This is a genomic window from Yinghuangia seranimata (assembly GCF_029953285.1).
GTDB classification, from domain to species: domain Bacteria; phylum Actinomycetota; class Actinomycetes; order Streptomycetales; family Streptomycetaceae; genus Yinghuangia; species Yinghuangia seranimata.
In genome coordinates, this window is record NZ_JASAOI010000004.1 from 139142 (window position 1) to 162538 (window position 23397).

Below are 23397 nucleotides of genomic sequence, written 5' to 3' on the forward strand. Positions count from 1 at the left end.
GCGTGGGCGCGTCCGGCCCGTCCATGAAGAGGTAACTGGTTGGTTTCATCTCGACCAGCTCTCCAGGGAAGGACATGTCGGTGCCGCTCGCCTACCTGCGCTCCGACGCGGACCGTGCGTACGGGGTCGGCTGGCCTGCCGTCCTGGTCCGCGAAACGGCCGGCGTGCTGCGCGACATGGGTGCCGCGGCGCGGCGCGGGTCCGGGAGTAGTCGAGTGCGCGCGCCGTACTGGATGGCCCGGCGGTTGCTGGGTGCCGCGGGGCGGCCGCTCGACGGGGACGAGCTCGTCACGCTGGACTTCGCGACGCCGACCCGGCCGGTGCGGGTCTGCGTCCGGAAGAACCAGAGCGACCTGCTGATCCTGTGGCAGATCTTCCTCGGGCGCTTCTACGAGCTGGGCGCCGTCTACCGGCTCGACCGCGACATCGACACCCTCGGCACCATCGTTGATTTGGGCGGCAACACGGGACTCGCCGCCGCCTACTTGACCGCCAGGTATCGGCCACACACCCTGCTGACCGTCGAACCGATCGCGGAGAGCCGCGCCGTCTTGGAGCGCAATGCCGGACTGTCCGGCCTGGAGTGGCGGATCGATTCGCGGGCGGTGTCCGGCGAGGAAGGCGAACTCGACTTCGTGGTCAGCGGGTTCTGGGACACCTGTACGGCGGTGCCGGCCGTCCACGAGCTGCGCCGGACCCGGCCGTACCGGCTCGAGAACGTGCTCGCCCGCCCGCCGCGCACGTTGCCGGCGACGACCGTGGACCGGCTGCTGCGGGACCACGGCATCGACCACGTGGACCTGCTCAAGGTCGACGTCGAAGGCACCGAAGCGGATGTCTTCGCCGAGCCTCGGCCGTGGATGGACCGGGTCGACCGGATCGTGCTGGAGGTCCACGACAAGTACATCGACGGCCACGCGGTCCGGACCACGCTGCGCAAGGCCGGCTTCCGGGAGGTTCCGCCGCGGCGGCCGCAGCCGCGGGGGTTCAATCCCGTCGAGCTGTACGTGCGTGCGGACGGTGTCGCGTGAACCGGACGAGCGGTTTCGCCGCGGTGGTGTTCGACTGCGACGGGACGCTCATGGACACCGACGCGTGCGTGGAGGCGGCCCTCGACGCCGTGTTCGCGCGGCGCGGTCTGGTGTGTGACGCCTCGACGCGTGCCGCCGTGGCCGGTCATGCCGTCGGCTGGCAGGCCGGGTTCCTGGGAGACCTCCTCGGCGAACCGGCCGCGGATCTTGCGAGGGAGTTCGCGTGCGCCCTCGTCGAGGCGGTTCCCCGCTCCGCGAAGCCCATGCCGGGCGCGGTCGACGTCGTGGCCGCGACGGCTGCCAGGGGCCCGGTCGCCGTCGCCAGCAATTCGTTCCGCGAGCTGCTCAGCGCCACGCTGGCCTACGGCAGGCTGGACCGGCTCGTCGACGTTTCCGTCGCGGCCGACGAGGTGGCGGCCCCCAAGCCCGCACCGGACCTGTACCTGGCGGCCTGCGCCCGGCTCGGCGTCGCGCCGGAGCGGGCCCTTGCGGTCGAGGACTCCCGGACGGGGATCGAGGCGGCCCGCGCCGCCGGGCTGACCGTCCTGGGGGTCGGTGCCCGCGCCCGGGAGGGGCGGGTGGACCAGTGGATGCCGTGTCTCGACGGGGCGTTCGTGCGGCTGGTGGAGGGGGAGCCGTCCGCCGCGTTGTCGCAGGCGTTTCGTTCCGGCCGTCCGGCGTCCGGCGGGGTAAGATAAGTACCAGTTGCATAGGAAATGCACTGATTCTCGGGTGGTGGTGCAGCTCCTTGCCGATCTGCCGGAAGGCCGCCATGGACGAGCGTTCGTCGCCGACGTCGCGGGTCGAAGCCTCTGTGTCGGGGCCCGCGCTCGGGATCGGGGCGGTTGCGCAGCGCCTCGGGATCGCGGTGGCGACGCTGAGGAGCTGGGAGCGCCGCTACGGCATCGGCGCCGACGGGCACAGCCCCGGAGGGCACCGCCGGTACACGTCCGAGGACATGGCGCGCCTGGAGTACATGTGCCGGCTCGCCGGTGAGGGGACGCCTCCCGCCGAGGCGGCCGCGCTCGCGTTGAGCGGTGGACGTGGATCTGATGCGGATGCGCCGCGGCCTGCTGCCCGCGCGGGCGGGGGCGGCACGCTCCCCGTGGGGCGGGGCGCCGCGCGGCGGAGCGGTCAGGGGCTGGCGAAGGCCGCGATGCGGCTGGACCCGGCGGCGGTCGCGGGCGTGCTGGACGACGCGTTCGCGACCGGGGGTGTCGTCGACACCTGGGACGAACTGGTCGTTCCGGTCCTGTTCGGCATGGGCCGCAAATGGGCCGAGTCCAGCGCGGCCCTGGGGCAGGGCGCCCACGGCAGCCGGTATGTGGAAGTCGAGCACCTGCTTACGTACGGCGTGTCCGCCGCGCTCCACCGGGCCGTCGCCCAGGCGGCGTCCGAGGTGGGAGAAGTCGCCGCGTCGGCACGGTCGCGCGGCGTCGTGCTCGCCTGCACGGAGGGCGAACTGCACACGCTCGCGCTGGAGGCGTTGGCCGCGGCGCTCGCCGAACGCGGCCTCCCCGTCCGGATGTTCGGGGCGGGGCTGCCGCGTGCGGCGCTGGTCCAGGCGGTGCGCCGCACCGGCCCGGCGGCCGTGGTCCTGTGGTCGCAGACCGCGCCGACCTGCGATCTGCAGGCGTTGGCCATGCTCCGCGACGCGCCGAGGACCACGGTGGTCCCCGCCGGACCGGGCTGGCGTGCCGGTGCGCGTGACGTCCCGCTGCCCACACCCGCGAACCTGCGCGACGCCGTCCGCATGCTCGCCGGCGAACCCTGACAACCGCAGGCTGTCCGATCACGTCATGGGATGAGGCCGACATGAACCGCAACAGCGATCACCGGGACGGCAACCGCCCGGCCCGGGAGACGGCGCCGAAACACGCGACGCCTCGGGCCGCGGACCCCGGCCCGCTGTGCCTGGTCACCGGCGCCACCGGCTACATCGGCGGCCGTCTGGTGCCCGAACTGCTGGCCGCCGGGTACCGGGTGCGATGCCTGGCCCGTGATCCGGGCCGGCTCAGGGACCTGCCCTGGCGCGAGCGTGTCGAGGTGGTCCCCGGCGACGTCACCCGTTCCGGGACGCTCGCGGCGGCCCTGGACGGCGTCGACGTCGCCTACTACCTCGTCCACGCGCTCGGCACCGGGGCGGACTTCGAGGCGACCGACCGGAGTTCGGCGGAAGGGTTCGCGGCGGCGGCCAGAACCGCCGGTGTGGGCCGGTTGGTGTACCTCGGCGGGCTGACCCCTCGTGGAGTCGACGCGAAGGACCTTTCTCCGCACCTGCGTTCGCGTGCCGAGGTGGGGGAGATCCTGCTGGCGAGCGGGGTCCCGACGGCGTATCTGCGCGCCGCGGTGATCATCGGATCGGGTTCCGCGTCCTTCGAGATGCTGCGCTACCTCACCGAACGGCTTCCCGTCATGGTGACGCCGACGTGGGTGCACACCCGGGTCCAGCCGATCGCCGTGCGGGACGTGCTGCGCTACCTCGTGGCCTCCGCGGCCCTTCCGGCGCACGTGAGCCGCGCGTTCGACATCGGCGGGCCGGACGTCCTGACCTACCGCGCGATGATGGAACGCTACGCCGAGGTCGCCCGCCTGCCGCGCCGCCTGGTGCTCCCGGTGCCGGTGCTCTCGCCGTCGCTGTCCAGCCTCTGGGTCGGCCTGGTGACCCCTGTCCCGGCCGGGATCGCCCGGCCGCTCGTGGAGTCCCTGCGCAACGAGGTGACGTGCTCCGACCGGGACATCGCGGCCTACGTCCCCGACCCCGTCCAGGGGCTCATCGGTTTCGACGACGCCGTGCGCCTCGCCCTGCGCCGCGTCCGCGACGCCGACGTGTCGACGCACTGGTCTTCCGCGACGTTGCCCGGCGCCCCCAGCGACCCGCTGCCGTCGGACCCGAACTGGTCCGGCGGGACCGTCTACCAGGACCGCCGGGCACGCCGCGTCGCGGCACCGGCGCAGGCGTTGTGGCAGGTCGTCGAAGGGGTCGGCGGTACGAACGGCTGGTACTCGTTCCGGCTCGGCTGGATCGTCCGAGGGGCGGTGGACCGGCTCTCCGGCGGGGTCGGGCTGCGCCGGGGCCGCCGTGACCCGCACCGGCTGAGGGTCGGCGACGCGCTCGACTTCTGGCGGGTCGAGGACGTCGCGCAGGGCGAGATGCTGCGACTGCGGGCCGAGATGCGGCTCCCCGGCGTCGCCTGGCTCGAACTGCGGTGCGACGCGGCGGGGGACGGGCGTTCGGTCTACCGGCAGCGGGCGATCTTCCGCCCGCACGGACTGCTCGGCCACCTGTACTGGTGGGGCGTCTCGCCGTTCCACAGCCTGGTGTTCGGCTCGATGGCCCGCAACATCGCGCGCCGCGCCGAGCAGTCCGCGGCCGGGCCCGGATGACCGGGCCCGGCCGAGTGAACCGCGTCAGTGCCGTTGCACGGCTCCCGCGATGCGGGTGGACTCCGCGGCGGCCTGCTCGGGGTGCCGGGCGCGCCAATAGGGGTTGTCGTGCGGGAGATTGCCGCTGACGCGGCCGTAGAGGCCGAAGGTGAGGACCATCAGGCCGACGAGGAAGCTGAAGATCACGTTCGGCATGCGGAACGCCAGGACGTTCGCGTCCTTGTCGAGCAGGAACAGGTTGACGAATCCGCTCGCGATGAAGAGGATCCCGACCGTCGCGTTCACCGTCGACGCGACGTTGCCGCCGACGACCGCTCCGGCGATCAGGACGGCACCGGTGACCACCGAGACCGTGCTGAGCGCGCCGTTGGTGCTCAGACCCGCGATGTTGCTGCCGTTGGTGTCGAAGTAGGCGAGCTGGTCGGCGAATCCGAGGCAGCCGAAGACGACGAGCAGCAGCCCGGTCAGTCCTCCGCCGAACCGGTACACCTGGCTGAGCCTGTGGTCCGCGGGGAGTTCGTCGGAGAGCTTCATGACCGTCCTCCACGTTGCGTGCGGCCCGCAGGGGCTGCCGGCCGGGGATTGGGATTTCGGACGGCGCCGCGACCGCGCCGCCCGTACTCCCAGCGTCCGCACTCCGCGGCCGATGTGCAAGTTGCACAGTAATTGCACAGGTTTGCCCCTACATCCCCTTGCCCCCGGGCGCCGCGCTCAGCGCAGCACGAAGGGGTTCCCGGTCGCCGCGCCCGTGTTGATCCAGACGCACTTGTCGTCGAGGTAGGCGTTGATCGCCGCGATGCCGTTCTCGCGGCCGACCCCGGAGTCCTTGAAGCCGCCGAAGGGCGCGAGGTAGCTGACCGCCCGGTACGTGTTGACCCAGACCGTGCCGGACCGGATGCGGTCGGCCATGCGGAAGGCGCGGCCGATGTCGGCGGTCCACACGCCCGCGCCGAGTCCGTAGCGGCTGTCGTTCGCGATCGCGACCGCCTCGTCCTCGTCCTCGAACGGGATGACCGCGAGAACCGGGCCGAACACCTCCTCCTGGGCGATACGCATGCTGTTGCGCACGCCCGTGAAGACCGTCGGTTCGACGAACCAGCCGCCCCGGTCCGCGGCCTTGCCGCCGAGGACGAGCCCCGCGCCCTCCTCCCGCGCGACGTCGATGTAGTCGAGGACCTTGGCGTACTGGGCGGGCGTGGTGATCGGCCCGACCTGGGTGTCCGCGTCCATCGGGTCGCCCATGCGGGCCGTCGACGCGAGGGCGACCAGCCGGTCGACGACGTCGTCGTGGACGCCGGCCTGCACGAGGAGGCGCGAACCCGCGATGCAGGTCTGGCCGGTGGCCGCGAAGATCCCGGACACCGCGCCGTTGACCGCGGCGTCGAGGTCGGCGTCGGCGAACACGATGTTGGGCGACTTGCCGCCGAGTTCGAGGCCGACGTGCTTGAAGTCGGCGGCCGCCGCCCGGTTGATGTGCCGGCCGGTGGCGTCCGACCCGGTGAAGCTGATCTTCCTGACGAGCGGATGCTCGACCAGCGCGGCGCCGACGTCCTGCCCGAACCCCGTGACGACGTTGAAGACACCGGGCGGCAGCCCCGCCTCGTGGAAGAGCCGGGCCAGTTCGAGGGTGGACGCGGAGGTGAACTCCGACGGCTTCACCACGACCGTGCACCCCGCGGCCAGCGCCGGCGCGATCTTCCAGGCGAGCAGCAGCAGCGGGGAGTTCCACGGCGTGATGACCGCGACGACCCCGACGGGCTCCTTCTTCGTGAACGCGAAGTAGCCCTTCTTGTCGAGCGGGGGAACCGTGCCCTCGATCTTGTCGGCGAGACCGCCGTAGTAGTGGAACCACTCGGGGATGTAGCTCACTTGGCCGTGCATCTCGGTGAACAGCTTGCCGTTGTCCCGGACTTCGAGCTCGGCGAGACGGCGCGCGTCGGCGGCGATGGCGTCGCCGAGCCGACGAACCAGGGCGCCGCGTGCGCTGGCGGTCAGTTCCGCCCAAGCGCCCGTGTGCAGCGCCCGGTCGGCGGCTCGGACGGCGTCGTCGACGTCCTGCTCCGTACCCTTGGCGATCTCCGCCCACGGGGTGCCGAGGTAGGGGTTGTCGGTGGGGAACCACTCGTTCCCGGCCGCCGCGCGGCACTCGCCGTCGATGAACAACTCGTAGCGCTGCATCAGGTATCCCGCCGTTTCAGGTGGTGTTCAGGGGTCAGATGACGTGCGAGGCGCGCAGGTCGGCGATCTCGGCCGGGGCGTATCCGAGCGAGGCCAGGACACGGTCGGTGTGCTCGCCCGCGGCGGGCACGGGGTCCATGCGGGGGGCGAGGCCGGCGAGGTCCGCCGGGGGCACCAGCGCGGGCACCACGGCTCCGCCGGGGATCGCGACGTCCCGCCACCGCCCGCGTGCCTCCAGCACCGGGTGCGCCAGGAAGTCCTCGACGTCGTTCACGCCCGCGTTGGCGATGCCGATACGGTTCAGCAGATCCATCGCCTCCGCACTGTCCACCTCGGCGAAGCGGGCGGCCAGGATGACGTTCAACGCTCCACGGTGCGCCACGCGGTCCGACGTGGTGGCGAAGCGCGCGTCGTCGACGAGTTCGGGACGCTTGAGGAACCGCTCGCACAGGGCGGCCCATTCGCGTTCGTTCTGGACGGTGAGCAGCACGTCCTTGCCGTCGGCCGCCGAGTAGGCGCCGTACGGGGCGATGGTGGCGTGCTGCGTGCCGATGCGCGGCGGCTGCGCGCCTCCGTACCGCGTGTAGTACGCGGGTTGGCTCATCCACTCGGCCAGCGCCTCGAACAACGACACCTCGACCGCCCGCGCGACGCCCGTGGTCGCCCGCGTGAGCAGGGCGGTGAGGACGCCCGAGTACGCGTACATCCCCGCCGCGATGTCGGCGATCGACACCCCGACGCGGGCCGGCCCGTGCTCGTTGCCGGTCAGCGACACCAGACCGGCCTGGCACTGCACGAGCAGGTCGTACGCCTTCCGGTCGGACCACGGGCCCCCGGAGCCGTACCCGGAGACGGAGCACGGGATCAGCGACGGAAAGCGCTCGGCCAGCGCCTCGGCGCCCAGGCCCATCCGGGCGGCGGCGCCCGGCGCCAGGTTCTGCACGAAGACGTCGGCGTCCGCGAGCAGGGCCTCCAGGACCGCGAGGCCGGCGTCCGCCTTGAGGTCGAGCGTCACCGACTCCTTGGAGCGGTTGAGCCAGACGAAGTAGCTCGACTCGCCGTGCACGGTGGTGTCGTAGCGGCGGGCGAAGTCGCCCCCGCCGGGACGCTCCACCTTGATCACCCGGGCCCCGAGGTCGGCGAGCTGCCGCGTGGCGAACGGGGCCGCCACCGCCTGCTCGATGCTGACCACGGTGACGCCCGCCAGCGGGAGGTCTCCTGCGCGGTCGTTCATGGGGCCTCCGTCGGGTCGGGGTCGCGCTCCGGCCCGTCCATCATGATGAAGAATGACCCTGTCGTTGAAATAGCATTTCGTGATGCCCCCATGCGGGCACCGGATAGCCGCTGAGGGGAGGGCGCACCTTGGACATCAGGCAGCTCAGGGCCGTCGTGACGGTGGCGGAGGCGGGCAGCGTGACCCGGGCCGCCGAACTGCTCCACCTCGTGCAGCCGGCGGTCACCCGGCAGATCCGCACGCTGGAGAAAGAGCTCGGCGTCCCGCTCTTCGAGCGCACCGGGCAGGGCATGCGGCCCACCAAGGCCGGAGCGGTCATGGTCGACCGCGCCCGGCGCGCGCTCAACGAACTGGAGCGCGCCCGCGCGGAAGTGCAGCCGCCCCCGGGCGCGGTGTCCGGCATCGTCACCGTCGGCCTGCTGGAGAGCACCAGCGACCTGCTGGCCGAACCGCTGGTGTCGGCGATCGGCCGCGACCACCCCGGCGTGGACCTGCAGCTCATGACCGCCTACTCGGGGCACCTCGAGCGGTGGCTCGCCGACGGGGACCTCGACCTGTCGCTGCTGTACAACCTGGACAGCACGCCCGCGCTCAACGCCAGGCCGCTGGTGCGCGAGCGCCTGTGGGCCGTCGCCCCACCCGACGCGGGCCTGCGCGCCGACGTCGCGGTGCCGTTCGCGGAGGCGGCCCGGCACCCGCTCGTCATGCCCGCGTCCGGACACGCGCTGCGCGGGCTGATCGACGCGGCGGCCGCGCGGGCGCACACCGAGCTGGACGTCGCCGTGCAGACGAACTCGATGCGCGTGCAGAAGCGGCTCGTCCTCGCGGGCCACGGCTGGACGATCCTGCCGGGGCTGGGCATCGCCGAGGACGTCGCCGAAGGCCGGGTGAGCGCCGCGCCCCTGAGCGAGCCGGAGGTGCTGCGCTCGATCGTCCTCGCGACGCCGAGGTTCGGCCGCACGCCGCCCGCCGTGGAGGTCGTCGCGCACGAACTGGTCCGCCAGGTGAACGCGGCGGTGGCGCGGGGACGCTGGCCGTCCGCCGAACCCCAGGGGGCCGACGGGCCGCTGGACGGGGACTGAGGCCCTTCCGCCCGTTCGCGCCGCGCGGGCGCGCCGGACGACGGAGCCCGGCCGCCCGCCATGCGCGGTCATCATGCAGACATCACGCCTTTCTATTGTTCAAACCGGCTCGTCGGCGCCCATGATCACGGGTGGGTGGTCCACCACCCCTCGCGCTGCACGAATCCGTACCTCGCCGCCGGAGGCGCCGATGCCCCCCGCTCCCGACGCCGGCTCCGACGCCGGGTCCGAAGCCGTTCCGCTCGGCTCGTACGTGGAGTCGTGGAACCCCGGACCGGTCACGGACCACGACCCGCTGCACGCCGAACCGGTGGCGGCGCTGTCGGCCGTCCTGGACCTGCCGGACACCGTCGCGGACGTCGGCGACCCGCTGCCGCCGCTGTGGCACTGGCTGCACTTCCTGAACTGGCCGGCGCAACGCGACCTCGGCGCCGACGGCCACCCGCGGAACGGGCACTTCCTGCCGCCCGTCCCGGACCGGCAGCGGATGTTCGCCGGCGGGCGCTGCGAGATCGCCGAACCGCTCCGCCTCGGCGAACCCGCCGAACGCACCAGCACCTTGGTGTCGGTGACCGCGAAGCACGGACGCACCGGCGAGCTGCTGTTCGTCACCGAGCGCCGTACGTTCCGGCAGCGCGGCCGCATCCGCCTCGTCGAGGAGCAGGACGTCGTCTACCGGTCGGGACGTGGCGCGGCACGGCACCCGAGCGGACTCGACGGGTCCGCCGCCCCCGAATCCGGCGACCCGTGGCGGCTGCCGCTGCGCCCGGACCCGGCGCTCCTGTTCCGCGTCAGCGCGCTGACCGCGAACGCGCACCGCATCCACTACGACGCCCCCTACTGCCGCGAGGAAGAGGGGTACCCGGGCCCGGTCGTCCACGGGCCGCTGCTCGCACTGCTCATGTACGAGCTGCCGCGCCGCCACGCCCCCGCGCGGCGGGTGCGCGGCCTGTCCTACCGGCTCCGGACGCCCGTGTTCGCCGGTGAGCGGCTGGTCGCCTGCGGCACACCGTCCGACGGGCGTGCCACGATGCGCGTCGCCACCCACCGTGACGGCGAACACGCCACGGCAGAGGCGACGTTCGCATGACCGCCGCCCGCGACCGTGTCGCCGCCGCCAGAAGCCTGCTCTTCGTGCCCGGCGACCGGCCCGACCGCTTCGACAAGGCGGCGTCCTCCGGCGCCGACCTGGTCGTCGTCGACCTCGAGGACGCCGTGGCCGCCGCCGACAAGGACGCGGCCCGCGACCACGCCGCAGCCTGGCTCGCCCACGGCAACCGGGCGATCGTACGGATCAACGCGCCCGGAACGCCGTGGTCCGATGCCGACCTGGCCATGGCGGCCGGGTACGGCTGCCCGGTGATGGTGCCCAAGGCCGAGGACCCCGCCGTGCTCGCGGACCTCGCCGCCCGTACGGCCGGCCGGTTCGACCTCGTCCCGCTCGTGGAAACGGCGCTCGGCGTCGAACGCGCCTACGAGGTGTGCTCCACGCCGGGCGCCGTCCGCGCGGCGTTCGGCAACGTCGACCTTTCGGCGCAGCTCGGCATCGCGCACGACGACCACACGGCGCTCGCGTATGCGCGCTCGCGCCTGGTCGCCGCGTCCGCCGCGGCCGGCATCGCCTCACCGGTCGACGGCGTCACCACCGCGGTACGCGACGCCGACGCGCTGCGCGCGGACGTCGCCCACGCCCGGCGGCTGGGCTTCACCGGCAAGTTGTGCATCCACCCGGCCCAACTGGCCGGCGTCGCGACGGGGTTCATACCGTCGGCGGAGGAAGTGCGGTGGGCGGAACGCGTCCTCGCGGCGGGGGAGTCCGTCACGGCCGTCGACGGCCAGATGGTCGACAAGCCCGTGCTGGAACGCGCCCGACGCGTCCTCGCGGCGGCGGGGGAGCGGCGCGCCGGGCGCTGACGGCGGGGAAACCCGTACCCGGGACACGACGAAGGGGCCTCCCGCGCGGGAGGCCCCTTCGTACGCCGTCAACCGTGCCGGTTCACCGCGAGACGCGGTTGCGCGCGACGAGCTGCTTGGCGATGACGTTGCGCTGGATCTCATTGGTGCCCTCGCCCACGATCATGAGCGGGGCGTCGCGGAAGTAGCGCTCGACGTCGAACTCCGACGAGTACCCGTAACCGCCGTGGATACGCACGGCGTTGAGCGCGATCTCCATGGCCGTCTCGGACGCGAACAGCTTGGCCATGCCGGCCTCCATGTCCACGCGGTCGCCTTCGTCGTACCGCTGGGCCGCGAACAGCGTGAGCTGCCGGGCGGCTTCGAGCTTGGTGGCCATGTCGGCGAGGTAGTTGCCGATCGACTGGTGCTTCCAGATCGGCTGCCCGAAGGACTCCCGTTCCTGGGCGTAGCGCAGCGAGTCCTCCAGCGCGGCCCGCCCGACGCCGAGCGCGCGGGCGGCCACCTGGAGCCGGCCGACCTCGAGCCCGCGCATCATCTGCGGGAAGCCCTCGCCCTCCTTGGTCCCGAGCAGGGCGTCCGCGGGGACGCGCATGTCCTCGAAGACGAGCTCCGACGTCTCGACGCCCTTGTAGCCGAGCTTGTGGAGGTCCCGGGAGACCGTCAGGCCCTCGCCCTTCTCGACGAGCAGGATGGACACGCCCTTGTGGGGCGGTTCCGCGGTCGGGTCCGTCTTGCAGAGCAGTGCGACGAGACCGGAACGCCGCGCGTTCGAGATCCACATCTTGGAGCCGTTGACGACGTAGGTGTCGCCCTCGGCCCGCGCGACCGTGCGCATGGCCTGGAGGTCCGATCCGCCGCCGGGTTCGGTCAGGGCCATCGTGGCGCGCAGTTCGCCCGTGGCGAGGCGCGGCAGGTACCGGTCCTTCTGCTCCTCGGTGCCGAAGTCGTGGATCAGCTTGCAGACCACGGTGTGGCCGCCCATCGCGCCGGCCAGGCTCATCCAGCCGCGCGCCAGCTCCTCGGTGACCAGCACGTAGCAGGCCGCGCTGACCCGCCCGAAGCCCCACGGCTCGGGGACGGCCAGTCCGTAGATCCCGAGTTCCTTCATGTCCTCGACGAGCTTCTCGGGGTAGACGTCGCCCGCCTCGAGGTCGTGGACCACCGGTTTGACCGCGGTGTCCACGAACCGCCGGACCACGCTGACGATTTCGCGCTCCTCTTTCGAAAGCACGGACCTTCGCTCCCCTCGACTGGCCACCCGAACTGCTCGATACTTTATCATTGATAAAATCAGGAGCCGCCTCTGGGGCTCCCCGCCAGGGCCGCCTCAGCCCGCGAGCACCGACGCGACGACCTCGCGGAAGACGGCGACGGCCTGGTCGAGCTCCGCGCGGGAGACGACGAGCGGCGGCATCCAGCGGACCGCGGCGCCCCGTGCGCCCGCCGTGGTCAGGATGAGGTTCCGTTCCAGGCAGCCCCCGACGATGCGCTGGGTGACCGCCGGGTCGGCGAACTCGATCGCCAGCATCAGGCCGAGGCCGCGCACGTCGACGACCGCGTCGGGGTGGGCTGAGCCGACCTCCAGGAGCGCTTCGCGCAGCGCCTCGGCCAGCGCGCGGACGTGTTCGAGCGCGCCCGGCCCGGTCAGCACGTCGATCGTGGCCAGCGCCGCCGCGCAGGCGACCGCGTTCCCGCCGTACGTGCCGCCGTGCGAGCCCGGCACCCACGACTCCATGACCGACGCCCGCGCGCCCACCGCGCTCAGCGGCATGCCGGAGGCGATGCCCTTGGCGAGCACCATGACGTCGGGCTCGACGCCGTAGTGCTCGATCGCGAACATCGCGCCCGTGCGGCCGAAGCCCGTCTGCACCTCGTCGACGACCAGCAGGATCCCGTGTTCGTCGCAGATCTCCCGGAGCCCGCGCAGGAACGCCGCCGGCACCGGCCGGTAGCCGCCCTCGCCCTGCACGGGCTCGATCACGAACGCCGCGACGTCGGACGGGTGGCACGTCGAGTCGAGCAGCTCGCGCACGCCGGCGAGGCACCGCTCGACCTCCGCGTCGGCGTCCCGGTCGCCGACCGGGGCGGGGAACGGCGCGACGAAGACGCCGGACGGCAGGGGCTGCGCGTGCAGCCGGTAGACGGCCTTCGACGTGGTCATCGCGGCGGTGAGGTGCGTGCGGCCGTGGAACGACCCCTGGAAGACCACGACTCCGGTGCGCCCGGTGGCCTGCTTCGCCAGCTTGACGGCGGCCTCGACCGCCTCGGCGCCGGAGTTGCTGAAGAAGAACCGCTCGATCGACCCGGGCGTCAGCTCGACCAGCCGGTCGGCCAGCGGCTCGAGCAGGTCGTGCTGGTAGCAGTTGACCTGCGCGTGCATGATCCGCCCGGCCTGCCGCCGCACCGCCTCGACGACGTGCGGGTGGGAGTGGCCCGTGGAGCAGACGGCTATGCCTGCCGTGAAGTCCAGGTAGCGCTGTCCGTCGGAGGTCTCCACCCAGGCGCCGGACCCGGAGACGACGTCGAGCCGCGTGATCCGGCTCCAGACCCCGGCGAGCGACGAAACGGGCGACACAGGCGGCACGAGGCTGGGCGTGGCGGACATTCGGCGGCTCCCGTCGGAAGGGGGAAAGATCGGCTGCACGTTTTATAAACGATAAACTATCAGAGTGATCGCGCGAGTAACATGTCAGCGACCGGAGCCGATCCGGTCTGGGGGCGCGGACGTCGCGGCCCTCAGTGCGGCCGACGAGATTGCGGAGTCATGAGCGGACATTTCTCTCCCAGGACACGAGTCCCGGCCCGCAGGGTGCTGCGCGAGGATGTCGCCGACGTGATCCGCAACAGCATCATGGTCGGCGAACTCCGCCGCGGCAGCCGCCTGGACGTGTCCGGCCTGGCCGCCGAGCTCGACGTCAGCCAACTCCCGGTCCGCGAGGCGCTCATCGCGCTCGCCGCGGAGGGTCTGGTGCGCGCCGAGCCGCGCCGCGGCTACTACGTCGAGGAACTCGCCCCCGTCGACGTCCTGGACCACTACGAGATCTACGGGAAGATCTCGGGCATCGCCGTCGCGCGCGCCTCCAAGCTGATGACCGACCAGGACATCGACGACCTGCAGGCACTCAACGACCGCATGCGCGCGGCCGAGGACCCGCAGGAGCAGGAGGCGCTGAACAACGAGATCCACGGCCGGATCAACCGGGTCGGCGCGTCCCGCCGGCTGCGCTCGGTGCTGCTGCCGCTGTCACACGGGATGGACGTGCGCTTCGGCGTGATCATCCCCGGATGGCAGCGCAACGCCGCGAACGAGCACGACGCGATCATCGCCGCCCTGCGCGTCCGCGACGAGGACACCGCGCGGGCGGCCATGGAGCACCACCTCGTGGTCAACGGCCAGCGGGCCGTCGACGCGCTCACCGAGGCGGGCTTCTTCCAGACCGGCGACGAGCCGGCCGCCACCCGCTGACCCGGGTACGGTTCCGGATTCGGATCCGCGTCGGGCCGACGCACGCGGCGGTCCGCGTACGTCGGCCCGCCGCGCGGGCTCAGCGCGCGCCGGCCGGCCGGTAGGCCGGGTCGAAGTGCACGCGCACCGGCATCTTCTTGATGCCGTGCACCAGGTTCGAGCGCACCATGCTGGGCTCGCCCAGCAGTTCGATGCGCTCCAAGCGCTCGAGCAGCGCGGTGATCACGATCTTGATCTCCAGGCGGGCCAGCGCGTTGCCGAGGCAGAAGTGCGGGCTGCCCTTGCCGAACGAGACGTGCTCGACGTTCTTGCGGTGCACGTCGAACACGTGCGGGTTCTCGAACTTGCGCTCGTCGAAGTTCGCGGAGCCGAACCACATCACCACCTTGTCGCCCTCGCGGATCGTCTGCCCGTGCAGCTCGACGTCGCGGGTCGCGGTGCGGCGGAAGTGCCCGATCGGGGTGGCCCAGCGGAGGAACTCCTCGACCGCGTTCTGCACCAGCGACGGGTCGGCCTTGAGGTCGGCCCACGCCTGCGGGTTCGAGGCGAGCGCCCGGACGGTGTGCGAAATGGTGTGCCGGGTGGTCTCGTTGCCCGCGATGATCAGCAGCGAGAAGTAGTTCTGGTAGTCCAGGTCGGACAGCGGGACGCCGTCCTCCGGGGTGGTGTTGACCAGTTTGGACACCAGGTCGGTCCCCGTCCCGCCCTTGCGCTGCGCGGCGAGCCGGAACCCGTACTCGAAGACCTCGAGGGCGGCGGGGGAGCGGAACGGCAGGTTGCGGTACTGCTCGGACTCCGGGCTGCCGGCCAGCACGTCCGTGTAGTCGGGGTCCGAGTTCGCGATCATCTGGTTGCCCCAGTCGATCAGCTTGTCGGTGTCCTCGACCGGTACGTCGAGCATCCGCGCCAGCAGGCGGATCGGGATGTCGGCGCTGATCTGCTCGACGAAGTCGAACTCGCCCAGCGCCAGGGCGCGGTCGAGCGTGACGCCGGTCAGCTCCGTGAGGAAGTCGCCGTACAGCGCCACCGCGCGGGGGCTGAACTCCCGTACGAGCAGCTTGCGCAGCGCCCAGTGCCGGGCTCCGTCGGTGTCGATCATCGACTTGCGGACGAGGAGCTGCTCCTCGTCGAGCTCCTCCAGCGTGACCTGCTGCTCGGACGAGAACGTCGCGGCGTCCTTGTCCACCGCGGCGACGTCGTCGTACCGGGTCACGGACCAGAAGCCCTTGTTCCCGTCGGACTCGTCGTTCCAGAACAGCGGCGCCCGGTCGCGCAGCGCGCGGAACGTCTCGTGCGGGGTTCCGCCGCCGAAGAGGTCGAGGTCGGTGAGGTCGATGTCAGCAAGGTCCATGACGTTCCTTCGTCGGCTGGGCTCGTGCGGCGCGGTCCCCCGCCGCGGCCACGAAGCGGGTGAACAGGAGCCGCTGGTGCGGGTCGGTGGCCGCGGTGTCCTCCGGGTGCCACTGCACGCCGAACACCCAGCCGGGGGCCGAGCGGTGGCGCACCGCCTCGACGGTGCCGTCGTCCGCGTAGGCGGACGGCTCGAGCGCGTCGGCCAGGACGTCGATGCGCTGGCGGTGGTAGCAGCTCACCGGAAAGGGGGCCGGTCCGAGGGGGTCCGGTCCGAGGAGGACCGGCTCGACAGGCGTGACCTTGTGGACCATGTGGACGTGCCCGGGGGACATGTCCTGCTCCAGGGTGCCGCCGAGGAGGACGTTGAGGAGCTGGGTCCCGCGGCAGACGGTGAGCACCGGCACCGCGTGGTCGACGGCGTGCCGGAGGACCGCCATGTCGAAAGCGTCCTGGAGGTCGTCGGGCGGGTCGGTGCCCGGAGACGCGACGGCCCCGTACAGTGCCGGGTTGACGTCCGCGCCGCCCGGGAGCAGGACGCCGTCGTAGCCGTCGAGCCGCGCCGCCGTCTTCTTGGGGGAGGTCGCGTCGGCGGGCAGCAGGGTGACGGGGTCGCCGCCCGCGGCCCACACCGCGTCGAGCAGCGCCTGCGCGTTCACGAGGGCGCGGAAGCGCAGCGCCGACGCCGAATGGCTGAACCGGCCGGGGATCGCGATGCGCGGCCGCCGTGTGCACGTGCTCATCCCCGGTCCCCGATCACCCGGTCGAGGAACGTGCCGAGGTTCGCCTGCGCGGTCTCGACGTCGGCCGCCACCTCGGCGCGCAGCCGGTCCGCTCCGTAGACCGCGTCGAGTCCGGCCTCGTCGGTGCGGATCCAGGACTCGACGAGCTCGCGGGTGACCTCGGGGTGGAACTGGACGCCGATCGCCCGGTCGCGGGCGAAGATCTGCGGCCCGAAGTCGCTGCGCGCCAGGAGCTCGGCGTCCGGCGGGAGCACCACGCGGTCGCTGTGCCAGGAGAACCAGGGCCCGCCCGGCACCGGGCAGCCCGGCACCGTGGGGAACGTCAGCATGCCGATCTCGGACCCGTCGCCCGGCTCGACCGTGCCGCCCCAGGCCGCGGCCAGGAGCTGGCCGCCGAAGCAGATGCCTATATAGGGGATGCCCAGGTCCAGGACGCCCCGGACCCAGGCGACCTCGGCCGCGACCCAGTCCTTGTGCCGGGGCTCCCAGGCGTGCGCGAACGAGCCGAAGACCACGACCAGGTCGGCGCCTTCGGGGTCGGGCAGCGGATGCCGCGGACGGTAGTCCCGGCCGTCCGGGAACACCGAGTGGTGGGTCACCTCGAAGCCGCGCTCCAGCAGAAACCGGCGGACCACACCGGTGTCGTCGGCACCGAAGGCCTCGTGCGTGACGAGGACCGCGCGCCGGGGCCTCCGGGTCGGTTCCGCGGGGGCCGGCGCGGAGGCGTCAGAAGACATCGGCATAACGGGCGAACTCCCAGTCGGTGATGTGCGCGCCGAAGGCGGCGAGTTCGTTGCGCTGGATGACGGTCAGGGTGTCGACGAACATGTCGCCGTAGACACGGCGCGCGAACTCGCTGCCGTGGAAGGCCTCGACGGCCTTGTCCAGGCTCGGTGCGACGCGCGCGAGCGTGGTGTCGGTGTGCGGGTCGCCGGTCGAGACCGGCTGCAACGGCGCGTTGTCGCGCATTCCTTCGAGGCCGGCCTGCAGGTAGCCGTGCGAGAGCAGGTACGGGTTGGCGTCCGCGGCCCCCCACCGGACCTCGACGCGGGTGCCCGGGGCGTCGGGGGTCAGGCAGCGAACCCCGACGAGCCGGTTGTCCATGCCCCAGCAGACCTGGGTCGGCGAGAACGAGTAGTCCTCGGCCCGCCGGTACGCGGTGACCGTCGGCATGGCCAGCACCTGGAGGTCCAGTTGCCGGCGCAGCAGCCCGGCGACGTACCCCTGCATGGCCTTGGACGGCAGCGGGTGGCCGGGGCTGTCGGCGACGGCGAAGACGTTGCGGCCGTCGGCGTCCACCAGGCTCTGGTGGATGTGCATGCCGGAGCCGGCGCCGCCGTTGATGGGCTTGACCATGAAGGTCGCGTTGTAGCCGTGGCGGCGCGCGACGGCGCGGGTGATGAGCCGGAACAGGATCGTCTCGTCGATGGCCGTCGTGCCCGGCGAGTAGCGCAGGTTGATCTCGACCTGGGACTGGCCGTACTCGACGTTGCCCGCCTCGCACTCGATGCCGGTCCGCAGCAGGGCCTCGCGGATGGCGCCGAGGACCGGCTCGAGTTCGTCGGCGCGGTCGATCGAGTAGCACAGCGTCTTGTCGGAGATCGGCCGCCAGTGCGCGTCGAAGAGGTGGAACTCCAGCTCCGGGGCCTGGTTGACGGTCAGTCCGAGGTCGGCGTACTCGCGCAGCGTGCGCTTGAGCATCGAGCGCGAGTCCAGCGCGGTCGGCAGGCCGGTCTCCAGGTCCACCGTGTCGCAGATGACGACCGCCGTGCCCTCGGTCCATCCGGCGATCCGGAAGGTGTCGAGGTCGGCGACGACCGCCATGTCCTTGAACTCGCTGTCCATCTGCGCCCAGGGCGTGGGCTTGATGTCGGAACGCGGGTCCCACGACAGGGCCACGGCCGCGGTGGTGAAGCGCCCGCCCCGCAGGAACTGGCGGATCGGGAGGTACTTCCCGCGCGGCACCCCCCATGTGTCGGTGAAGAGGCAGACGACGGAATGTACGCCGCCGGCCTCGGCTATGCGTGCGCACTCGTCAAGGTTTCTGCCCGGCTCGATCGCCACGGCCCCTCCAGTAGATAAATTATCGTCTATCAATTAGCGTACCGGCGATCCGCCAAGAGCGGCAAGGCACCGTAGAGAGGCCGGCCGATGCGCACGATGACCCTGCAAGCCCCTGGAGAACCGCTCGTGGAGCGCGAGGTCGCCGACCCGGTGGCCACCGGCCCGCACGAAGCGGTGATCGACGTCCTCGGCTGCGGGGTGTGCCATTCGGACCTCCACGTGGCCGACGGCCACATCGGGCGGACACCGATCGTTCTCGGCCACGAGGTGGTCGGCACGGACGCCCGGCTCGGGCCGGTGATGGTCTACGCCCCGTGGGGCTGTCGGCGCCCGGAGTGCCTGCAGTGCGCCGCGGGCGACGAGATGATCTGCGCCGACAGCCACGAGGCCGGGATCTGGGACGACGGCGGCTACGCCTCGAAGATGCTGGTGCCGAGGCGCGAGTACCTGATCCCGTTGGACGGCCTCGACCCCCTCGAGGTCGCCCCTCTCGCATGCGGCGGACTGACCGCGTTCCGCGCGGTGCGGCGGGCCACGTCCCGCTTCGAACCGGGCCGCCCCGCGCGGGTCCTCGTGATCGGCGCCGGCGGACTCGGGCAGTACGCCGTACAGTTCCTCGCCCGCACCCCCGGGGCGCACGTGACCGTCGTCGACACGCTCCCGGCCAGGCTCGCCGTCGCCCGCGAACTCGGCGCCGACGTCACGCTGTCGCCCGACGAACTCGACGGGCCGCCGTACGACGCGGTCGTCGACTTCGTCGGCGCCGAGCCGACGCTGCGGTCCGCCGTGGCGTTCGTGCGACGCGGCGGCGCGGTGGTCCTGGTGGGCATGTTCGGCGGCACGGTGCCCTTCGGCCTCGGCCGCCTGCCCAGTGAGGCGTGGCTGACCACCAGCATCTGGGGCAGTCCCGCCGACCTGAGGGCCGTGCTCGACCTGACCCGCCGCGAGCCGCTGCGCCATGTCGTCGAGTACCTCCCGCTCGAAGAGGCGAACCGCGCCCACGGGCTCCTGCGGTCGGGCGGATCGCGGGGACGCGTCGTCCTCACCGTCTCCTGACCTCGTGTGCGCCACGTCGGGTGCGCCGAGAAACGCACGTCCCGACCGACTCTTTGGGAGGAATCCGTGAAAACCGAGGCCGTAACGCCGGTATCCGCCGAGGGCGCCGCCGGCTCGCTCACCAAGGACGCCATCGGCGTCTTCGGCATCTGCTTCTTCGTCATCGCCGCCGCCGCGCCGATCGCGGGCATGACGGGGCTGGTGCCCAGCATCCTCGTCATCGGCAACGGAGCCGCCGCCCCCGGGACGTTCCTCGTCGCGGGACTGGTCTTCCTGCTGTTCTCCGTGGGCTACGCCGCGATGAGCCACCACGTGGTGCACACCGGCGCCTTCTTCGCCTACATAGGACGCGGCCTGGGCGTGCCCTGGGGAGTGGCGTCCGCCTTCGTGACGGTGATGTCGTACTGCCTCGTGCAGGCCGCCGTCTACGGCTACCTGGGCGCGACCGTGGTCGGGACGCTGCCGGACCTGGGCGTCCCGTGGTGGGTGTGGTCCCTGATCGCGGTGGCGCTGGTCCAGGTGCTCGGCCTGATGAACGTCGAGTTCGGCGCGAAGCTGCTCGGTCTGCTGCTCGTCCTCGAGGTCGGCTCCATGGTCCTGACCGCGATCGCGGTCTTCGCCGACGGCGGCGGCCCGGACGGCATCGGCTTCGGGGCGTCGTTCGGGCCGTCGGCCATCATGGACGGCGCGCCCGGCATCGCGTTCGCGTTCGCCTTCGCCGGGTTCATCGGGTTCGAGGCGACCGCCATCTACGGCGAGGAGTCGCGGAACCCGCGGCGCACCGTCCCGCTGGCGACGTACCTCTCCGTCGGGATCATCACCGCCGTCTTCGCGGTCGTCTCGTTCGGCGTCGTCAGCGGCGTGGGCCACGAGCACATCGCGGACGAGACCGTGCGGCTCACCACGGTCGGCGACGTCCCGCTCGCCGACCCCGCGCAGGTGCTGTTCCACGTCGCCGACCAGTACGTCGGCTCGTGGCTCGCGGAGATGATGAAGTGGCTGCTGATCAGCAGTGCCTTCGCGTGCGTCCTCGCGTTCCACAACTCGGCCACCCGCTACTTCTTCGCGATGGGCCGCTCCGGGCTGCTGCCACGGGCGTTCAACCGGACGAGTACGCGCGGCGTGCCGGCCAACGCGTCGTTCCTGCAGACCGCGATCGCCGGCCTCGTCGTGGCCGCGTTCGCGCTCTTCCACCGCGACCCGGTGGTGGACCTCTTCTACTGGTTCGCGATCACCGCGATCGTGGCGCTCACGTTCGTGCAGGCGCTCGTGAGCGTCTCCGTCATCGTCTACTTCAGACGGACCGGCGCGGACTCCCGGGCCTGGAACGTGCTCGTCGCCCCCGCGCTGAGCCTGGTCGCCATGGTCGGCATCCTCTACCTGCTCCTGGCCCGGTTCGGCCTCATCAGCGGCACGGCCGGGGCGAGCATGGAGGCATGGCACATGTCGACCACGGGATGGGTGCTGGCGCTGTGCCCGTTCGTGGTGTTCGGCTGCGCGATGGCGTTCGGCGTCGCCACCGCGCGGCGGCGGCAAGGGAACGCGGTGCTCCGCGACTTCGTGAGCTGACGCGCCGTCACGCCGAAACGCGGAAGGGGGGGGGGGGGGGGGCGGCCCCGCCGGGGGGTGGGGGGGGGGGGGGGGGGCGGGGGGGGGGGGGGCCGGCCCCCCCCCCCCCCCCCCCCCCCCCCCCCGCCGCAGGTCAGGCCAGGTCAGCCCGCCGCGTTCCGGAACCGCGTCGTGCTGTGCTCCGGGTCCGTGTCGATCTTCGGGATGATGTGCTCGCCGAACAGCCGGATCGTGCGCAGCGTGTTCTCCGGCGTGTCCGCGCCGAGCCCCAGCGTGAGCTGGTCGACGCCCGCCGCCTCGAACGCCTTGACGGCCTTCAGCGCGGTGTCCGGGTCGCCGACGATCATCCCGCCCGCCTCGGCCGCGAACTGGACCACCTCGTACGTCAGGTCCGGGATCGTCTCGGGCCAGAACGGGATGCCCTCGGGGTGCGGGAACGTGTCGTGGTAGCGGAAGACGTTGCTGGTCAGGTACATCAGCCGCGAGTCGACCGCCGCCTGGTACGCCTCCTCCTTCGTCTCCGCGACGAAGCCCGTCGAGCACACCATCACGTTGTTGTTGACGAACGCGCCGATCGGCTCCGCGTCGACGATCTGCCGCTTGTAGTCGGCCACCGCCTTCTCGGCCTGCTCCACGTCCCCGATCGAGAAGCCGAGCACGCCCAGGCCCATCTTGGCGGCCATGGCGTACGAGGACGGGGAGCCCGCGGCGTACCACATCGCGGGGTGGCCCTTGCCGTAAGGCTTGGGGAGGATCCGGCGCGGCGGGAGCGACCAGAAGCGGCCCTCGTAGCCCTCGTACTCGTCCTGGAGGAACATCTTCGGGAACTCGCGGATGACGTCTTCCCAGATGTCCTTCGTCTGGTTCATGTCCTCGATCCCCGGCAGGAAGCCGAGGATCTCGTGGCTGCCCGCGCCGCGCCCCGTCCCGAACTCGAAACGGCCGCCCGAGAGGTGGTCGAGCATCGCGACCCGCTCGGCGACCTTGGCCGGGTGGTTGACCTGGGGGAGCGGGTTGAAGATGCCCGAGCCGATGTGGATGCGCTCGGTGGCGTGCGCGAGGTAGCCCAGCATCACGTCGTTCGCGCTCAGGTGCGAGTACTCGTCGAGGAAGTGGTGCTCGCTGAGCCATACGTACTTGAAGCCGGCCTTGTCGGCGGCGATCGCGTACGACATGTCGTTCATCAGGGCCTCGTGCTCGGCGTTCGGATTGCCCTCGCGCCGGAACTTGGGGTTGTAGCCCTGAACGAAGATGCCGAATTCCATGAGGCTCCCTTGCACGTGTCGTGGGTGGGGCTGAGCGGTGGAACGGGCAGAACAGGCGAAGCAGTGAGGCCACCGGGACCGGGGCGGACGGCTGTGAACGGTGTTTTCAGGCGGCGGCCCGACTCACGGCGTCCAGGTGCCGTCCGCGCGCCGGGTCCAGCCGGACGCCGCGTGCGTCCCGCCGTCGACGTGCAGCGTCGTGCCGGTCATGTACCGGGACATCTCGCTCGCCAGGAACACGATCGGCGCGGCGCAGTCGTCCGGCACCCCGAGCCCGAACGGCACCTTGGCGCCGTAGTCGAGGCCGCCGACCGCCTCCGCCAGGCCGTCGTCGCCGGGGGTGGGGATGGCGTCCGGCGCGACGCAGTTGACCCGGATGCGCCGAGGCGACAGCTCCAGCGCGAGAGACTTCGTCAACTGCTCGACGGCGGCCTTCATCGCCGCATAGACGGCGAACCCGGGAGCCGCGCGGTGCGCCTCCACACTGGTCACGTTCACGATCGACCCGCCGTCGTTCATCAACGGCACGCCCGCGCGCACCACATGGGTCACACTCGTGAAGTTCTCGTCGACGAGCGCCGCCTGGCCCTTCCCCCGCACGTCCAGGAACGGCGACCAAAATCCGCCGCCGGCATTGTTGACCAGCACGTCGAACCGACCCAGCTCGGCGTGCGCGGCCTGCAGGAACGCGGCGACCTTGTCCCCGTCCCGCACGTCCAACGTCCCGACGTACACCTTCCGCCCGGCCGCCTCGACGGCCTTCGCCGTCTCGCCCTGGTCCTCCCGGTCGCAGATCGCGACATCGGCACCGAAGCGCGCGAGCGCCACTGCCGTCGCGGCCCCGATCCCACGCGCGGCACCGGTGACCACGGCGACCTTGCCGGACAACGAGACAGCAGAAGGATCGAGCACCACGGGCGTACCTCACACTCTCTTGCGTCTTCACCAGCGCGTTTCGGCATGGCGAAAGCGACCGTGCGACGTCGACGGCGCTCCGCTCACCATGCCATCTGACGCGACGTCACTAAAGAGCGATCCGGCGCGATTTCGCTCGC

Annotated in this window: 21 protein-coding genes; 10 read left to right on the plus strand and 11 right to left on the minus strand. The window is 72.0% G+C overall.

From position 1 onward, the window contains the following. Positions 1 to 74 precede the first annotated feature (74 nt). The 4 genes from QI554_RS02795 to QI554_RS02810 all read left to right on the plus strand — a co-directional run bounded on the left by QI554_RS02795 (position 75) and on the right by QI554_RS02810 (position 4418). On the plus strand, positions 75 to 1031 hold the full coding sequence (locus tag QI554_RS02795; RefSeq protein ID WP_281465383.1) for an FkbM family methyltransferase: 957 nt from the start codon (positions 75 to 77) through the stop codon (positions 1029 to 1031). After that, the gene (locus QI554_RS02800; RefSeq protein WP_281465385.1) at positions 1028 to 1729 is read left to right on the plus strand and encodes an HAD family hydrolase; all 702 of its coding nucleotides are present in this window, start codon (positions 1028 to 1030) and stop codon (positions 1727 to 1729) included. The genes QI554_RS02795 and QI554_RS02800 overlap by 4 nt, the downstream gene beginning before the upstream one ends. Before the next feature lie 74 nt (positions 1730 to 1803). Next, positions 1804 to 2805, plus strand: coding sequence for a MerR family transcriptional regulator (locus QI554_RS02805; protein ID WP_281465387.1), 1002 nt, complete (start codon positions 1804 to 1806; stop codon positions 2803 to 2805). A gap of 41 nt (positions 2806 to 2846) precedes the next feature. Then, positions 2847 to 4418 (plus strand): SDR family oxidoreductase, encoded by a 1572-nt coding sequence (locus tag QI554_RS02810; RefSeq protein ID WP_281465389.1) that lies wholly within the window; start codon positions 2847 to 2849, stop codon positions 4416 to 4418. 24 nt (positions 4419 to 4442) lie between these two features. Here the strand turns inward: QI554_RS02810 and QI554_RS02815 are convergent, their stop codons facing one another. The 3 genes from QI554_RS02815 to QI554_RS02825 form a co-directional block, all read right to left on the minus strand. Beyond that, positions 4443 to 4952, minus strand: a complete 510-nt coding sequence (locus tag QI554_RS02815; protein ID WP_281465391.1) for a DUF4383 domain-containing protein — start codon at positions 4950 to 4952, stop codon at positions 4443 to 4445. Positions 4953 to 5129: 177 nt separating this feature from the next. Further along, entirely contained in the window at positions 5130 to 6596 is a 1467-nt protein-coding gene (locus QI554_RS02820; RefSeq protein ID WP_281465393.1) for an aldehyde dehydrogenase, read from the minus strand. 34 nt (positions 6597 to 6630) lie between these two features. Next, positions 6631 to 7830 carry a CaiB/BaiF CoA transferase family protein gene (locus tag QI554_RS02825; protein WP_281465395.1) on the minus strand — a complete coding sequence of 400 codons (1200 nt, stop codon included), beginning with the start codon at positions 7828 to 7830 and terminating at the stop codon, positions 6631 to 6633. 128 nt (positions 7831 to 7958) lie between these two features. Between QI554_RS02825 and QI554_RS02830 the strand changes: the two genes are divergently transcribed. From QI554_RS02830 to QI554_RS02840, 3 genes are all read left to right on the plus strand, one after another. After that, positions 7959 to 8912 (plus strand): LysR family transcriptional regulator, encoded by a 954-nt coding sequence (locus QI554_RS02830; protein ID WP_281465397.1) that lies wholly within the window; start codon positions 7959 to 7961, stop codon positions 8910 to 8912. A 190-nt stretch (positions 8913 to 9102) separates the two neighbouring features. Further along, complete coding sequence (locus tag QI554_RS02835; protein ID WP_281465399.1) at positions 9103 to 10002, plus strand: HTD2 family dehydratase; 900 nt, start codon at positions 9103 to 9105, stop codon at positions 10000 to 10002. Continuing rightward, the gene (locus QI554_RS02840) at positions 9999 to 10826 is read left to right on the plus strand and encodes an HpcH/HpaI aldolase/citrate lyase family protein (protein WP_281465401.1); all 828 of its coding nucleotides are present in this window, start codon (positions 9999 to 10001) and stop codon (positions 10824 to 10826) included. The genes QI554_RS02835 and QI554_RS02840 overlap by 4 nt, the downstream gene beginning before the upstream one ends. 82 nt (positions 10827 to 10908) lie before the next feature. On the opposite strand, the gene QI554_RS02845 is transcribed toward QI554_RS02840, so the two are convergent. Together QI554_RS02845 and QI554_RS02850 are read right to left on the minus strand one after the other, a co-directional pair. After that, positions 10909 to 12060 (minus strand): acyl-CoA dehydrogenase family protein, encoded by a 1152-nt coding sequence (locus QI554_RS02845; protein ID WP_281465403.1) that lies wholly within the window; start codon positions 12058 to 12060, stop codon positions 10909 to 10911. Between the two features lie 96 nt (positions 12061 to 12156). After that, the gene (locus tag QI554_RS02850; RefSeq protein WP_281465405.1) at positions 12157 to 13434 is read right to left on the minus strand and encodes an aspartate aminotransferase family protein; all 1278 of its coding nucleotides are present in this window, start codon (positions 13432 to 13434) and stop codon (positions 12157 to 12159) included. Between the two features lie 159 nt (positions 13435 to 13593). Here QI554_RS02850 and QI554_RS02855 point away from each other — a divergent pair, with 159 nt between their 5' ends. Then, a complete protein-coding gene (locus tag QI554_RS02855; protein ID WP_281465407.1) occupies positions 13594 to 14295 on the plus strand; it encodes a GntR family transcriptional regulator in 702 nt (233 codons plus the stop codon). 79 nt (positions 14296 to 14374) lie between these two features. Here the strand turns inward: QI554_RS02855 and QI554_RS02860 are convergent, their stop codons facing one another. Genes QI554_RS02860 through QI554_RS02875 form a run of 4 tightly spaced genes read right to left on the minus strand, consistent with a single transcriptional unit; the run spans position 14375 to position 18452 of the window. After that, positions 14375 to 15646 (minus strand): cytochrome P450, encoded by a 1272-nt coding sequence (locus tag QI554_RS02860; RefSeq protein WP_281465409.1) that lies wholly within the window; start codon positions 15644 to 15646, stop codon positions 14375 to 14377. Beyond that, the gene (locus QI554_RS02865) at positions 15633 to 16388 is read right to left on the minus strand and encodes a gamma-glutamyl-gamma-aminobutyrate hydrolase family protein (protein WP_281465411.1); all 756 of its coding nucleotides are present in this window, start codon (positions 16386 to 16388) and stop codon (positions 15633 to 15635) included. Before QI554_RS02865 ends, QI554_RS02860 begins: the two co-directional genes overlap by 14 nt. Then, positions 16385 to 17131 (minus strand): type 1 glutamine amidotransferase, encoded by a 747-nt coding sequence (locus QI554_RS02870; protein WP_281465413.1) that lies wholly within the window; start codon positions 17129 to 17131, stop codon positions 16385 to 16387. The genes QI554_RS02865 and QI554_RS02870 overlap by 4 nt, the downstream gene beginning before the upstream one ends. Further along, positions 17115 to 18452, minus strand: coding sequence for a glutamine synthetase family protein (locus QI554_RS02875; RefSeq protein WP_281465416.1), 1338 nt, complete (start codon positions 18450 to 18452; stop codon positions 17115 to 17117). Before QI554_RS02875 ends, QI554_RS02870 begins: the two co-directional genes overlap by 17 nt. Before the next feature lie 87 nt (positions 18453 to 18539). On the opposite strand from QI554_RS02875, the gene QI554_RS02880 reads away from it, so the two are divergent. Together QI554_RS02880 and QI554_RS02885 are read left to right on the plus strand one after the other, a co-directional pair. Continuing rightward, entirely contained in the window at positions 18540 to 19508 is a 969-nt protein-coding gene (locus QI554_RS02880; protein ID WP_281465418.1) for an alcohol dehydrogenase catalytic domain-containing protein, read from the plus strand. A 66-nt stretch (positions 19509 to 19574) separates the two neighbouring features. Then, positions 19575 to 21077, plus strand: a complete 1503-nt coding sequence (locus QI554_RS02885) for an APC family permease (protein WP_281465420.1) — start codon at positions 19575 to 19577, stop codon at positions 21075 to 21077. A 143-nt stretch (positions 21078 to 21220) separates the two neighbouring features. Here QI554_RS02885 and QI554_RS02890 read toward each other — a convergent pair whose 3' ends face one another. Further along, positions 21221 to 22342, minus strand: coding sequence for an LLM class flavin-dependent oxidoreductase (locus tag QI554_RS02890; protein ID WP_281465422.1), 1122 nt, complete (start codon positions 22340 to 22342; stop codon positions 21221 to 21223). A 123-nt stretch (positions 22343 to 22465) separates the two neighbouring features. Further along, a complete protein-coding gene (locus QI554_RS02895) occupies positions 22466 to 23257 on the minus strand; it encodes an SDR family NAD(P)-dependent oxidoreductase (RefSeq protein ID WP_281465424.1) in 792 nt (263 codons plus the stop codon). Positions 23258 to 23397: the final 140 nt, after the last annotated feature.

Coding starts and splice junctions, on each gene's coding strand:
- QI554_RS02795 (WP_281465383.1), top strand. CDS start 75: ATGTCGGTGCCGCTCGCCTACCTGCGCTCCGACGCGGACCGTGCGTAC.
- QI554_RS02805 (WP_281465387.1), top strand. CDS start 1,804: ATGGACGAGCGTTCGTCGCCGACGTCGCGGGTCGAAGCCTCTGTGTCG.
- QI554_RS02810 (WP_281465389.1), top strand. CDS start 2,847: ATGAACCGCAACAGCGATCACCGGGACGGCAACCGCCCGGCCCGGGAG.
- QI554_RS02815 (WP_281465391.1), bottom strand. CDS start 4,952: ATGAAGCTCTCCGACGAACTCCCCGCGGACCACAGGCTCAGCCAGGTG.
- QI554_RS02820 (WP_281465393.1), bottom strand. CDS start 6,596: ATGCAGCGCTACGAGTTGTTCATCGACGGCGAGTGCCGCGCGGCGGCC.
- QI554_RS02825 (WP_281465395.1), bottom strand. CDS start 7,830: ATGAACGACCGCGCAGGAGACCTCCCGCTGGCGGGCGTCACCGTGGTC.
- QI554_RS02835 (WP_281465399.1), top strand. CDS start 9,103: ATGCCCCCCGCTCCCGACGCCGGCTCCGACGCCGGGTCCGAAGCCGTT.
- QI554_RS02840 (WP_281465401.1), top strand. CDS start 9,999: ATGACCGCCGCCCGCGACCGTGTCGCCGCCGCCAGAAGCCTGCTCTTC.
- QI554_RS02850 (WP_281465405.1), bottom strand. CDS start 13,434: ATGTCCGCCACGCCCAGCCTCGTGCCGCCTGTGTCGCCCGTTTCGTCG.
- QI554_RS02855 (WP_281465407.1), top strand. CDS start 13,594: ATGAGCGGACATTTCTCTCCCAGGACACGAGTCCCGGCCCGCAGGGTG.
- QI554_RS02860 (WP_281465409.1), bottom strand. CDS start 15,646: ATGGACCTTGCTGACATCGACCTCACCGACCTCGACCTCTTCGGCGGC.
- QI554_RS02865 (WP_281465411.1), bottom strand. CDS start 16,388: ATGAGCACGTGCACACGGCGGCCGCGCATCGCGATCCCCGGCCGGTTC.
- QI554_RS02870 (WP_281465413.1), bottom strand. CDS start 17,131: ATGCCGATGTCTTCTGACGCCTCCGCGCCGGCCCCCGCGGAACCGACC.
- QI554_RS02880 (WP_281465418.1), top strand. CDS start 18,540: ATGCGCACGATGACCCTGCAAGCCCCTGGAGAACCGCTCGTGGAGCGC.
- QI554_RS02890 (WP_281465422.1), bottom strand. CDS start 22,342: ATGGAATTCGGCATCTTCGTTCAGGGCTACAACCCCAAGTTCCGGCGC.